Annotated in this window: 9 protein-coding genes and 1 tRNA gene; 9 read left to right on the forward strand and 1 reads right to left on the reverse strand. The window is 45.2% G+C overall.

Annotated elements, in window-relative coordinates:
- The first annotated feature begins 20 nt into the window (after positions 1–20).
- From FYJ57_RS10525 to FYJ57_RS10555, 7 genes are all read left to right on the forward strand, one after another.
- Positions 21–1172 (forward strand): LCP family protein, encoded by a 1152-nt coding sequence (locus tag FYJ57_RS10525; protein ID WP_154432595.1) that lies wholly within the window; start codon positions 21–23, stop codon positions 1170–1172.
- Positions 1173–1250: 78 nt separating this feature from the next.
- Positions 1251–2171 (forward strand): glycosyltransferase family 2 protein, encoded by a 921-nt coding sequence (locus FYJ57_RS10530; RefSeq protein ID WP_154432596.1) that lies wholly within the window; start codon positions 1251–1253, stop codon positions 2169–2171.
- A 102-nt stretch (positions 2172–2273) separates the two neighbouring features.
- Positions 2274–4385, forward strand: a complete 2112-nt coding sequence (locus tag FYJ57_RS10535) for a S1C family serine protease (protein WP_235904547.1) — start codon at positions 2274–2276, stop codon at positions 4383–4385.
- Between the two features lie 475 nt (positions 4386–4860).
- Positions 4861–6282: an ATP-dependent Clp protease ATP-binding subunit ClpX gene (gene clpX / locus FYJ57_RS10540; RefSeq protein WP_154432597.1), complete on the forward strand. Its 1422-nt coding sequence runs from the start codon at positions 4861–4863 to the stop codon at positions 6280–6282.
- A gap of 42 nt (positions 6283–6324) precedes the next feature.
- Positions 6325–6903, forward strand: a complete 579-nt coding sequence (locus tag FYJ57_RS10545) for a zinc ribbon domain-containing protein (protein WP_154432598.1) — start codon at positions 6325–6327, stop codon at positions 6901–6903.
- A complete protein-coding gene (locus FYJ57_RS10550; RefSeq protein ID WP_154432599.1) occupies positions 6893–7732 on the forward strand; it encodes a purine-nucleoside phosphorylase in 840 nt (279 codons plus the stop codon). The genes FYJ57_RS10545 and FYJ57_RS10550 overlap by 11 nt, the downstream gene beginning before the upstream one ends.
- A gap of 26 nt (positions 7733–7758) precedes the next feature.
- The gene (locus tag FYJ57_RS10555) at positions 7759–9426 is read left to right on the forward strand and encodes a glycoside hydrolase family 13 protein (protein WP_154432600.1); all 1668 of its coding nucleotides are present in this window, start codon (positions 7759–7761) and stop codon (positions 9424–9426) included.
- A 150-nt stretch (positions 9427–9576) separates the two neighbouring features.
- On the opposite strand, the gene FYJ57_RS10560 is transcribed toward FYJ57_RS10555, so the two are convergent.
- Positions 9577–9660 (reverse strand) — tRNA-Leu (locus tag FYJ57_RS10560).
- A gap of 324 nt (positions 9661–9984) precedes the next feature.
- Between FYJ57_RS10560 and FYJ57_RS10565 the strand changes: the two genes are divergently transcribed.
- Both FYJ57_RS10565 and FYJ57_RS10570 read left to right on the forward strand, forming a co-directional pair.
- Entirely contained in the window at positions 9985–11322 is a 1338-nt protein-coding gene (locus FYJ57_RS10565; protein ID WP_154432601.1) for a HEAT repeat domain-containing protein, read from the forward strand.
- A gap of 231 nt (positions 11323–11553) precedes the next feature.
- Positions 11554–12816, forward strand: a complete 1263-nt coding sequence (locus FYJ57_RS10570) for a hypothetical protein (RefSeq protein ID WP_154432602.1) — start codon at positions 11554–11556, stop codon at positions 12814–12816.
- Positions 12817–12990 lie beyond the last annotated feature (174 nt).

Genomic DNA, 12990 nt, shown 5'->3' on the forward strand with positions numbered 1-12990 from the left:
CGAAAGAGGGAGGGAAACCTATGTCTAAAAAACAGCCGTTGACCAGAAAACAGAAGAGATTATTAAAGAAAAGAAGACGCAGAAGAATTTTTTTCGGAATCGAGATTTTTATTCTGCTGATTCTGATTGCAGGTGTTTTTATATATGCAAAACTTGGCAAGATGAATTTTACGAGTCTTGATTTCAGCAAGATTGGAGTTAATTCCGGCGTCAGCAATAATAAAGTTATGAAAGGTTATACGACCATCGGTCTGGTGGGCCTGGATAATCGCAGTAATAAATTAAAATCCGGTAACAGTGATACTATGATTATTGCAAGTATCGACAATGATACCAAGAAAGTGAAACTGGTTTCAGTATATCGTGATACGTATCTGCGGATTGGCGAAGATTCGGAAGGAAATGGTCAGTATAACAGAGCGAATGCTGCATATGCAAAAGGCGGTGCCGAACAGTTTCTGAATATGCTCAATACCAATCTGGATTTGAATGTGACAGATTTTGTAAGCGTAGATTTTCAGGCGGTTGCGGAAGCCGTGGAACTGCTTGGCGGAATCGATGTGGAATTGAAAGAAGAAGAAGTGGTTCATCTGAATAATTACTGTGTGGAAACATCAAAAGTAACAGGTATGGATTATACGCCACTTAAAAAAACAGCAGGCGTACATCATCTGAATGGTGTGCAGACAGTAGCATATGCACGAATCAGATATACAGCAGGAAATGATTTCCGTCGTGCGGCAAGACAGAGAGAAGTTATCTATAAAATCGTAGAGAAAGCGAAAAATGCAGATGTCGCTACATTGAGTAAAATTCTAGATAAAGTATTTCCAAATATCTATACATCTTTTTCAAAAGCAGAAATTCTGCAAATGGGAATGAGTATGTTATCCTATGATATTGAAGATCAAACTGGTTTTCCATTTGATCATCTGTATGGACAGCGTGTGAAAGATGCGGTTGGAATTGATGTAGTACTTCCGGTCACATTGGAATCAAATGTGATCAAACTGCATGAATTCCTGTATCCGGAAGACAGTTATACACCTTCCGAAGAAGTGAAGGCATATAGCCAGCGAATTGTGGATAAGAGCGGATTTGGAGAAGAGTCAAGACTGGATCATTCGGAAGATGGCTCCCTTGCAGCTTATCGTGAGAGTGATACGGAGTAAGAAGAAAAAATGGAAAATAAAGAACTGTCGTGAAAAGTGCGACAGTTCTTTTCACATATATAGAAAATGGAGCAGATTATGGAAAAGAAAACGGTAGATGTGATTATCCCGGCTTATCGTCCGGGAGAAGGGTGGAAACAGATGCTGCGCGGACTGGAAGGACAGACCTGGCCGGTACACCGTCTGATCGTGATGAATACAGGAAAGGAAAACTGGAAAGCAGCTTATGAGAAAACGACGATTCCGATGGAAGTGCACCATCTGACCAGAGAGGAATTCGATCATGGAAAGACAAGGGATCAGGCGGCGCGGATGAGCCGGGCAGATTATCTGCTGTTTATGACCCAGGATGCATTGCCGGAAGACTGCCATCTGATTGAAAAACTGGTGGAGGCGATTGAACAGGATGAAAAAATCGGAGCTGCCTATGCCAGACAGCTGCCACGGAAAGACTGCCGGCTGATGGAACAGTATACGAGACAGTTTAATTATCCGGAGAAAAGCCGGGTGAAATGGCTGGCAGACCTGCCGGAACTCGGTATCAAGACGTATTTTTGTTCCAATGTGTGCGCAATGTACAGACGGGAGCTGTATCTGCAGTTGGGGGGGTTTGTACAGAAGGCCATTTTTAATGAAGATATGATCTTTGCAGGAGAACTGATCCAAAAGGGATATGGAGTGGCTTATGCGGCAGAGGCAAAGGTGGTACATTCCCACAATTATTCGGCAATCCAGCAGTTTCACCGGAACTTTGATCTGGCGGTTTCACAGGCAGATCATCCGGAAGTTTTTGCCGGGATCCGATCGGAAGGAGAGGGGATCCGTCTGGTGAAAAAAACTGCCGGCTGGCTCTGCAGACAGGGAAAACCATGGCTGGTGATCCAGCTGGTATGGCAGAGCGGCTGGAAATATCTGGGCTATCTTCTGGGAAAGAGATATCAGAAGCTTCCAAAGTGGGTGATCCCTCGCTGTACGATGAATCCGAAATATTGGGAATAAGCGGGAAAGTTCACAGTTTTAACACAATTTTCGGATATGATAAACAGATATACAAAACGTGAAAAAGAATGTGAAGACATATAAAGGACAGGGAGAAAAACGATGAATGATGAATGGAAAATGCCGGGAACAGAACAGGAAGAAAATCAGCAGCCGGCCGGTGAAGAATCTGAAGTGACAGAGGCGACAGCTGTAAAAGAACCGGAAGCAGGGAAAACCGCAGAAGCAATGCCGGAGGCGACAGAAAGTCAGGAACCTGAAGTATCGGAGCGGGTGGAAGTGACAGAAATGACGGAAGAAGCAGCGACAAACGGTGACGGGCAGGTTGCAAAAACAGAGGAAGAAAAACCGAGATATCCGTGGGAAGCAGTGCTGGGGAAAGAGGAGAAGAAAGAACAGCCGGCGGATGTGACGGATACTCCGGTACAGCCACAGGAACAGCCGGTGCAGCAGAGTGGTGCACAGCCGGAGAATTCGCGGGAAGCAGCTTCTTATCACTGGGTAAATCCGGATTATCAGAAACGCCAGAACGGAGCGGACGGCGGAGAACGTGCCAGCCAGAATACGTATGAGAATCAGAATTACCGGGAGGATGTCAGCGGGACAGCGGATACACAAAATTACACAGAAACAGCAGCCGAATCACAGGATAACGGAGGCTGGGGACAGCCGGTCGATGGAAATCATACAACAAAAGAGATGGAAGACAGCAGTTCTTCCGGACAGACAACCGGGGGCTATCAGAATGGTAACTGGGGCTGTGCGGGAAACAGTCAGAATAACCAGAATACACAAAATGGCGGAGCGTATCAGAGTGGGAATTCCTGGACGAGCCGGGAACAGAGTACGCAGAACGGTCCGGTGACCGGTCAGAGAAAGTACGGAAATTATACGTATTACCAGCCACAGCAGGATCAGAATCAACCACAGGACCACAGAAAACCGGGCGGAACAGGAAAAAAAGTAATAGTAACGCTTGGTCTGGCGGTACTTTTTGGTGTAGTTGCAGGCGGTATTATCATCGGATCCAGTATGATCGCGAATAAAGAAATTAAAAATGAACAGAAAACAGAGTATCAGCTTCCGACCACGGAACTGCCACAGCAGGAGAATGCTGCCGGGGACAGTAACAGTGCAGCAGGAAGCGGAAGTGATGCAACGGAGGAAGTAAGCGCAGGCACAACGGGAGAATACACCGTTGCACAGGTGGCAAAAAGTTGTATGCCGTCTGTTGTATCTATTACGAATGCGTCTGTAAAAACGGTACAGGATTTCTTTGGCGGTGTGCAGCAGTATCCGAGCGAGAGTTCCGGTTCCGGTATCATTGTAGGACAGAATGACAGTGAGATCCTGGTAGCAACGAATAATCATGTAGTAGCTGATGCAGATACTATAACGGTTGCTTTTGATGATGATGCGGTGTACGAAGCTCAGGTCAAGGGAACGGATTCCGATAACGATCTGGCGGTAGTCGCTGTGAAAATTTCGGATATGAATGAAGATACTCTGAAATCCATTAAAGTAGTAAGCATCGGCAATTCCGATGAGCTGGAAATCGGGGAACAGGTAGTTGCCATTGGTAATGCACTGGGATATGGACAGTCCGTAACTTCCGGATGGATCAGTGCGGTGGATCGTGAAGTGACCGACGAAGACGGAAAGACAACCGGGAAGCTGATCCAGACAGATGCAGCAATCAATCCCGGCAACAGCGGTGGGGCACTGCTGAATATGCAGGGAGAACTGATTGGTATCAACTCTGCGAAAGCGGCAGCCACCGAAGTAGAAGGAATGGGTTATGCGATTCCGGTATCTGTGGCACAGCCAATCCTGGATGAACTGATGAACCGCGAGACAAGATATAAGGCGGATGAAGATCATGCGGGTTATATCGGTGTGACTTGTCTGAATGTAGATTCTACTTCTGCACAGACTTACGGTATCCCACTGGGTGCCTTTGTAGATTCTGTGGAAGAGGGCGGACCGGCACAGACAGCAGGTATCCAGAAAGGTGACGTGATTGTCAAGTTTGACGGTATGACGGTTTCCGGTAGTTCGGATCTGGTTGGAAAACTGGAGTATTATCAGGCAGGAGAGACTGTGGAGGTTGTGATCAGCCGGGCACAGAACGGGGAGTATCAGGAGCAGACGGTTTCGGTTACTCTTGGAAAGAAGAGTGAGATGAAGCAGGCAGATCCCCAGCAGGGTAAGTAAGTGAATAAGTAGTATCATAGACGGACGCGGCAGGGGTTCCCGTCAGAGTCCGGCAACGTGGGCAGAGCAACTTTAAGCTAAGTCCTAAGAAGAACTAAATGCCAGTTCGCGGAGAGCCGCTCATTGTCAAGTTCTTCTAAGGACTGGATCTTAAAGCTTGCTCTAAACGCCCACAAAGTGTTGCCGGACCCTGGTGGGAACCCCTGCTGCTGTGCGTTGACGGTGGGAGAAAGTTGAAATATGGTGGGAATGGCAGGAAATAAAAGGAATGAAGGGATAGAACTTATTCAGAGGGGGAGACCAGAAGGAAAATAGGGGGAGACAGTATGCTGAAAGCTGTGTTTAGAAAAAGTTTACTTGAGGGCAAGAAGATTCTGTTTTATAATATAGGGTAAGTAACTGGAAGTACACAGGAGTGACAGGTGGTTTCGGGGACAGTGTCTCATAAAATGTGGGATGAGAAAGGGATAAACGGATGTCAGAAGACAAGGATTTATTGGAAAAAGAAAAGCAGGGGCGAGAGACTTCTGATGAAAATACGAAGGAAGATGAATACGAAAAAGTCTGTTTTATGTGTCGGAGACCGGAGAGCAAGACAGGACCGATGATCACGCTTCCTCAGAATATACATATTTGTACGGAATGTATGCAGAAAAGTTTTGATACCATGAATAACAGCAATATGAATTACGGGGATCTGATGAGCCACATGCCCAATATCAGCATGATGGATCTGTCGAGTATTCCGAATCAGGTATCAGAGAAACAAAGAGTGAAGAAGAAAAAGAAAACGGAAGAAAAGAAGCAGGAATTTACCATGAAGGATGTTTCGCCGCCACATAAGATCAAAGAAAAACTGGATGAATATGTGATCGGTCAGGAACATGCGAAAAAGGTGATTTCGGTTGGTGTGTACAATCACTATAAACGAGTACTCAGCGCAGAGCAGAAAAATGGTGAAGTAGAGATTGCAAAGTCCAATATGTTGATGATCGGACCGACCGGAAGTGGTAAGACTTATCTGGTGCAGACGCTGGCGAAACTGCTGGATGTGCCACTTGCGATCACGGATGCGACTTCGCTGACGGAAGCAGGTTATATCGGTGATGATATCGAAAGCGTAGTTTCCAAACTACTTGCGGCAGCAGACAATGATGTGGAGCGGGCAGAGCATGGAATTATCTTTATCGATGAGATCGATAAGATTGCAAAAAAGAAGAATACGAACCAGAGAGATGTCAGTGGTGAGGCAGTACAGCAGGGGATGTTAAAGCTTCTCGAGGGCAGTGATGTGGAAGTGCCGGTGGGAGCGAACAGTAAAAATGCCATGGTACCACTGACTACAGTAAATACCAGCAATATTTTATTTATCTGTGGCGGTGCATTCCCGGATCTGGAGGAAATCATCAAAGAACGGTTAAACAAAAAGGCAGCAATTGGTTTTCAGGCGGATCTGAAAGATAAATATGACAATGATAAAAATCTGTTGAATAAGGTAACGGTGGAGGATCTGAGAATGTTCGGTATGGTACCGGAATTTCTTGGAAGACTGCCGATCATTTTCACATTGCAGGGACTCGATGAAGACATGCTGGTGAAGATTCTTAAAGAGCCACGCAATGCAATCCTGAAACAGTATGAAAAACTACTGGAGATGGACGAAGTCAAACTGGAATTTGAAGAAAATGCGCTGCGTGCAATCGCAAAAAAAGCACTGGAAAAAGATACCGGTGCGAGAGCATTGCGAGCGATTCTGGAAGAATACATGCTGGATATTATGTACGAGATTCCAAAGGACGACAGTATTGGAGAGGTGATCATCACCAAAGAATATATTGAACACACCGGTGGTCCGAAGATCCTTTTAAGAGGACAGGAGCCGCTGTTGTTGCAGTAAAACGGATACAAATGGGGTTTTATATTCAAGGAGGTATGACTTATGAACGAAGATTTATTTGGCAGCATTAAACAGACGATTACGGAAACAGCAGGGGCTGTAGGAAAGAAAACAGAGGAATTTGTTGAGACACAGAAGATGCGAAACAAAGTGCGGACACTGCAAAGAGAGATACGGAAAAAATATGCAGATCTCGGTGAAATCGTATACCGGCGTTACGTAGATGGCGATACACCGGATGAAGAGCTGACCGGTCACTGTGAAGTGGTTATGGGTCTTCAGAAAGAACTGGCAGAGTGTAAAGAAAGCATGGCTGCCAAACAGGGAAAAAATGTATGCCCAGCCTGTGGAATCTCCAACCCGAAAGATGCTGTATTCTGTATGTACTGCGGTGCGGAACTTCCGGGAGAAGAGGAAGAAAAAGAGGAAGACTGGTTTACCCAGGGTTCTGTAGAAGAGACAGAAGAAGAGGAAGAGACGAAAGAAAAAGAAGGTAAAGAACCGGAGAAAGAATCTGAAGAAGTGCAGAAAGAAGAAACAGAAAAGGCAGCACCGGAACAGGATGCAGAGCAGGAAGTATGGGATGCCTGTGTGCAGAAGGAGGACGGCGATGACGAGTGAAGAAAAACTGAATCGGTGTTATGAGGCGGTGAAAGAGCGGCTGCCGTTTGTACCGAAACTGGCACTGATCCTCGGATCCGGTCTGGGGGATTATGCAGAACATGTAACAGTGGAAAAAACCATTCCATATGAGAGCATCGAAGGATTTCCACGGTCTACGGTAGCCGGACATAAAGGGCAGTTCGTATTTGCAAAGGTAGAAGGTGTACCTACTGTTATGATGCAGGGACGGGTACACTATTATGAAGGCTATCCGATGCAGGATGTGGTACTTCCGGTACGTCTTATGAAGAAAATGGGTGCAGAGATCCTGTTTCTGACCAATGCAGCCGGTGGAGTCAACGAGAACTTTCATGCCGGCGATCTGATGATGATCACGGATCAGATCTCAAGTTTTGTGCCATCACCGTTAATCGGAGCCAATATGGACGATCTTGGACCGCGCTTTCCGGATATGAGTGAAATTTACCGGAGGGAGTACCGGGAAATCATCCGGGAGAGCAGCAAATCATTGAATATTGAGCTTCAGGAAGGAATCTATCTGCAGTTTACCGGTCCGGCATATGAATCACCGGCGGAGATACGGATGGCACGGACCCTGGGGGCAGATGCTGTGGGAATGAGTACAGCATGTGAAGCTGTGGCAGCCAACCACATGGGAATGAAAATTCTTGGAATTTCCTTTATCTCGAATCTGGCAGCAGGTTTGAGTACACAGCCGCTGTCCCACAAAGAGGTACAGGAAGCCGCCGATCTTGCAGCACCAAAATTCCGCGCACTTGTGACGGAAGTGATTCGGAGAATCGGTGAACAGGAAAAGTCAGAATAGTATAGAAAAAGGGAGAAAATAAGACTATGGAGAAAAAATGGTGGAAGGAAAGTATCGTATATCAGATTTATCCGAGAAGTTTCAAGGACAGCAACGGGGATGGTATTGGTGATCTGAACGGTATCACGGAAAGGATGGAGTATCTGGAAAAACTGGGAGTGAATGTTGTGTGGTTATCCCCGGTATATCAGTCCCCGAATGATGATAACGGATATGATATCAGCGACTATCGTGCAATCATGACTGAGTTCGGAACAATGGAAGATTTTGAACGGATGCTTGCTAAAGCTCATGAACATGGAATCAAGATCGTGATGGATCTGGTAGTCAACCATACCTCCGATGAACATCCATGGTTTATAGAGAGCAGAAAGTCTAAAGACAATCCATATCGTGACTATTATATCTGGAGAGATGGAAAAGATGGAAAGGAACCGAATAACTGGGGCTCCTGTTTCTCCGGGCCGGCATGGGATTATGATGAAGAAACGGATATGTATTATCTGCATCTGTTTTCGAAAAAACAGCCGGATCTGAACTGGGATAATCCAAAAGTCCGGGAAGAAGTATTTGACATGATGAACTGGTGGCTGGAAAAAGGAGTAGATGGATTCCGTATGGATGTTATCAGCCTGATTTCCAAACAGCCGGATCTGCCGGATGGAAAGCCGGGAATCAATGGATACGCAAGCTTTAATGAGCCGGCAAACGGTCCTCATGTCCATGAATATCTGCAGGAGATGCGTGAAAAAGTATTAAACAATGCGGATACCATTACCGTAGGCGAGTGTTCCGGTGTGACTCTGGAAGAAGCTAAAAAATACGCAAGAAGCGATGAAAAAGAGCTGAATATGGTATTCCAGTTTGAACATATGGATGTGGATGCTGATGCGGATAACAAATGGACCGATAAAAAGATGGATCTGCGCGAGATGAAAGCTGTTCTGACCAAATGGCAGAAAGGTCTGGAGGATATTGCCTGGAACAGTCTGTTCTGGGAGAATCACGATCAGCCACGTTCGGTATCCAGATATGCCGATGATTCCGCAAAATATCATGATGTATCTGCAAAGATGCTGGCAACTTGTATTCACATGATGCAGGGAACTCCTTATGTATATCAGGGAGAAGAACTTGGCATGACGAACGTTCCGTTCACATCGATCGATCAGTTCCGTGATCTGGACAGCATCAATGCTTACAGAGAACTGGTAGAAGAGCAGCATGTATTTACCGCGGAAGAAATGATGCGTTATCTGTGCCGTAAGAGCCGCGACAATGCGAGAACACCGTTCCAGTGGGATGACAGTGCTTATGCAGGATTTTCTACTGTAGAACCATGGATCATGGTCAATCCGAACTATAAAGAGATCAATGCGAAGAAACAGGTCGACGATCCGGAATCTGTATTTAATTATTACAGAAAGCTGATCGCACTGCGAAAAGAAAAAGAGATCATCGTATACGGAACTTATGATCTGTTATTGCCGGAATCCGAAGAAATCTATATGTATACAAGAACATTGGGAGAGGAAAAACTGTTGGTGGTATGTAACTTCAGTGAAAAAGAAGTAGCAGTAGAGATTCCGGAGGAATTCCGCAAGGGAAGTTATCTGATCGCAAACTATCCGGAAGGAGAAATCAAAGAACAGATGACGATTCGCCCGTATGAAGCATTTGTGCTTGAAAAATAAAAGGAAACGGTGAGGGTATTGAACAGTTATAATAAGAGATGAAAGAAAAGGTCGCTGTGTTTACAGAAAAATGTGAATGCAGCGATCTTTTTACGATTGCAGAAAATAAATATAGAACAGAAGTCAGCCTGTACAAAGACAAAAAAATAGTGCAGGAAGCGGGACTTGAACCCGCACGATATTGCTACCACAGGCACCTGAAGCCTGCGCGTCTGCCAATTCCGCCATTCCTGCACAACTTTTATTATGAAGTTCTGTTGCATCTCAACAACATAATGTACTATACATGAAAAAACACTGGTTGTCAACAGCTTTTTTGAAAAAACATAGAAAAATATAGAAAATAGAGAACTTTTATGAAATGCGTAATTGAATAATGTATTCTGACGATTCGCGGAAATTAACTGTAAAAACATTTTCTGACAGGAAACAGACAAACAAATATCGGTAACTAACACAAGTAATAGTGAAAACTGGTTTTATATTGTTTAATATAATTATAGAGAAGGTAAGGTCAATCATAGAAAAAGTTTTGCAGAAACGAAGGGAGGAAACTTTATGATGTGGAAAAAAGTTATTAGCATGCTGCTGGTCGCAGCTATGCTGGCGATGCCTATAGGCTGTGGAAAGGACGGAAACAAGGATAAAGACACAACTTCAGGAGTAGAAACGACAGATACCGGAGACGATTCTGCCGAAACGGATGCTCCGCCCAAAACACCGGTACCAAAGGAGGACAAAGAAACCAAAGAATCAGATAAAGACACGGATACCGAGAACGAAACAGATTTCTCGGACGATGATTATGAACCGGCACAGGTTACGAAAAAAGAATATGAAAGTATGTCTGCTCAGGATCTGATAGATCGTATCAAAGACGTGAAAAATATCACAGAAGACGAAGCACTGGCACTCTATTCTACATATGCTTATGCAAACTATACAGAAGACTTTTATGGCAGAGAAGAAAATATTACCGATGAAGCTTTCAAAATCCTCAAGGATGATGGCTGTAAGATTCCATATACCACAACAATCAGGGATAACATGCTCCACAGTGAGAATGCCAACGTTCGCGCCTATGCATTCACTACGATCGGAGGCCTGTTTGGCACAAGCAGTGAGGAAGAAAAGATGGCAGAAGAAGTACTGGCCAAGGAAACAGAACCTGTAGTATTATTTGCCGCTTTAAGAAGTCTTGGAGGTGCCGTGAGCAATCCGGCGGTTGCAGAGTTCGTTTTGAATATGACCGAGCACGAGAACGCCAATGTCCGGAAACAGGCAGCCCTTGCTATAGGATCTGAATGGGCTATGGGTATTGACGGCATGGTAGATGCCATTCTCAAACTGCTGGGGGATGAGGATGAGGAAGTAAGAACGTGTGCATATAAGTATGCCGGAAGACTCCACGATGACCGGGTGATCGATCCGCTGGAGGAAGTTCTGAAGGACAGCAGTCTGGTTCGGTTCCACGATGCGTGCATCACTTCCCTGACCTATATGTGGTATGATTACCCCAGCCATAGATATACCAATGAAAGGGCATATCGCATAACGATAGATTATCTGTCACAGAAGCCACGCAACGGAGATATTCCATATTGGACAACGGTTGGCGCATTCAGAAGTGCTTCCAGCATGGGCACCAGCTATGAAGACTGGAAGAAAGAAGCCACCTATTTTGATGAGGCAGAAATTAATAACCTGATGCTGGATATCGTAGCGGATCAGGATGCAGACAGAAGAGGAAGAGAAATCGCAATGAAATATATCATGGAGCGTGGAGACGATGCTTCAAAAGAAAGCTTAAAAAATATCATGGAAAATATGACCGAGGATGATCCGGGGCAGTTCCTGATGTCCCACACCTATGAAGCTTTGATAAATAAAGAGTAACTATTCAGTAGCCACTGTCCCGCGAGGTGTTTTGGCATGAATACACCAAAATCCCATCACCGAAGGTGATTTTAAATGAATTTTGAATCGTAACTGTGAAGGTACTGAACGGTTACAATAAAGAATAACAGATTACCACATGGGCAATCTGTTCGCAGTACATCGGGAGGGTTCATCCCTCCCGATCTATCTTAGGTGCGCTCGAAATCTTTTATAAAGGGGGAAACATGTATGAAAAATAAAAATATATTGCTCAGAGCCCTTCTTACAGGAACGCTCTGCATTACATCGCTGATCATATTTACCGGATGTATTGACAAGAAAGACGGAGACGGCATGGTAAATGGAAGAACGGCGGATGGAGAACTCCCGGAGAATGGGGATGCCGAACCGGTTCCCATCAAAGCCAACAAGGCCGGAAAACCGGAAATAAAAGACAGTTCCACTACAGAGGAACCGGAACAGCCGGAAGAACTGGAGACTACTCCAAAACCGGAAAAGAAAGAAGAGACAGAAGAACAGAAAGCAGAGAAGTCTCTGGAAGCTTTCCGCCAGAGCATGGAAGGAACCCTTCAGAACTTTGGAGTGGCCTTTCTTGGAGAAGTGGACGAATCCTATGCAGACCGGATACCGGAATGGATCGAAGAAAACTTTCCGGATTTTTCGGAGGAATATCCATTTGTAAAGATGATTCCTGAAGAAAGGATCATTGGAAACGAAATCGGACAGCTGTTTTGCGTTGTTCCGAGAAGCGGTGATGATCCGGTGGAGATCATAGAACAGAGGATGAACTTTGAGACTTTTGAGATGGATGAAGTAGGGCAACTGTATTCCTCCGAGACCGGAGAACCATATCTTGTGATGTGTAACGGAGTGGGAGGATATGCTACGGCTATGATCTCCATGGGAACAGAAGCCGGCTACCAGGCAGACTGGTATCCCATGATGGATATGCTTGGACGCGTGGCAATCCCTGTCACCGAGTCGGATGAGCCCCAGGCTAAGGATTTTACGGATTATGCCGCCTGCGGTGCCAGCAGATTTGGAGGATGGTATGGAGATGTCAGTATGGAGCTGAAAGAAAAGGATCTGGCAGACACTAGCTGGGAACTTCAGATAGCGATGGGAAGTACAGATAGTTATGGAAACTATTTTCTGGAATTCCGAAAAGGCGGGAAATTACATATTTCGTGGTGTGAAAGAGAATATGGCGTGGACGAAGAGAACTACGATGATACAGAAACAGAGGCTTATGAAGGAACCTGGAGCTGTTCCCAGGAGAAGGGGAGGACGTATCTGACAATGGAGGTGACACGAACCGGTGGCGAATGGTATCAGAAGGGTGAAGATCCGGTTAGCTGGTCAGAAACATTCTGTGTGTATTCTGTATACAGCGGCTCGGGACTGCTTCTGGAAAATGAGACAGAAAACGCCAGCATGCCGTCCAATCAAAATGATACACAGCTTCTGGAGGCCATCAGGACCTATGGATAATGTTTCGAGAAACCGACAGGATAAAGATTCAGAGAGTATATAAAGAATAGGTAATTGCGAAACTCGCTAAGCTCGTTCGCAATTCTGAACCAAAACAAGGATGAATTCGTGCAAAGCACGAATTCTGGAATGAAATGTAGATAACCGGACATTTTAGGTGCACTTTAATAAGGC

The organism is Oliverpabstia intestinalis (genome assembly GCF_009696065.1).
Classification (GTDB): domain Bacteria; phylum Bacillota; class Clostridia; order Lachnospirales; family Lachnospiraceae; genus Oliverpabstia; species Oliverpabstia intestinalis.

Excerpts from the sequence above, each read along its gene's own strand:
- FYJ57_RS10530 (WP_154432596.1), top strand. The coding sequence starts at position 1,251 with ATGGAAAAGAAAACGGTAGATGTGATTATCCCGGCTTATCGTCCGGGA.
- FYJ57_RS10570 (WP_154432602.1), top strand. The coding sequence starts at position 11,554 with ATGAAAAATAAAAATATATTGCTCAGAGCCCTTCTTACAGGAACGCTC.
- FYJ57_RS10555 (WP_154432600.1), top strand. The coding sequence starts at position 7,759 with ATGGAGAAAAAATGGTGGAAGGAAAGTATCGTATATCAGATTTATCCG.
- FYJ57_RS10550 (WP_154432599.1), top strand. The coding sequence starts at position 6,893 with ATGACGAGTGAAGAAAAACTGAATCGGTGTTATGAGGCGGTGAAAGAG.
- FYJ57_RS10545 (WP_154432598.1), top strand. The coding sequence starts at position 6,325 with ATGAACGAAGATTTATTTGGCAGCATTAAACAGACGATTACGGAAACA.
- FYJ57_RS10565 (WP_154432601.1), top strand. The coding sequence starts at position 9,985 with ATGATGTGGAAAAAAGTTATTAGCATGCTGCTGGTCGCAGCTATGCTG.
- FYJ57_RS10535 (WP_235904547.1), top strand. The coding sequence starts at position 2,274 with ATGAATGATGAATGGAAAATGCCGGGAACAGAACAGGAAGAAAATCAG.
- clpX (WP_154432597.1), top strand. The coding sequence starts at position 4,861 with ATGTCAGAAGACAAGGATTTATTGGAAAAAGAAAAGCAGGGGCGAGAG.
- FYJ57_RS10525 (WP_154432595.1), top strand. The coding sequence starts at position 21 with ATGTCTAAAAAACAGCCGTTGACCAGAAAACAGAAGAGATTATTAAAG.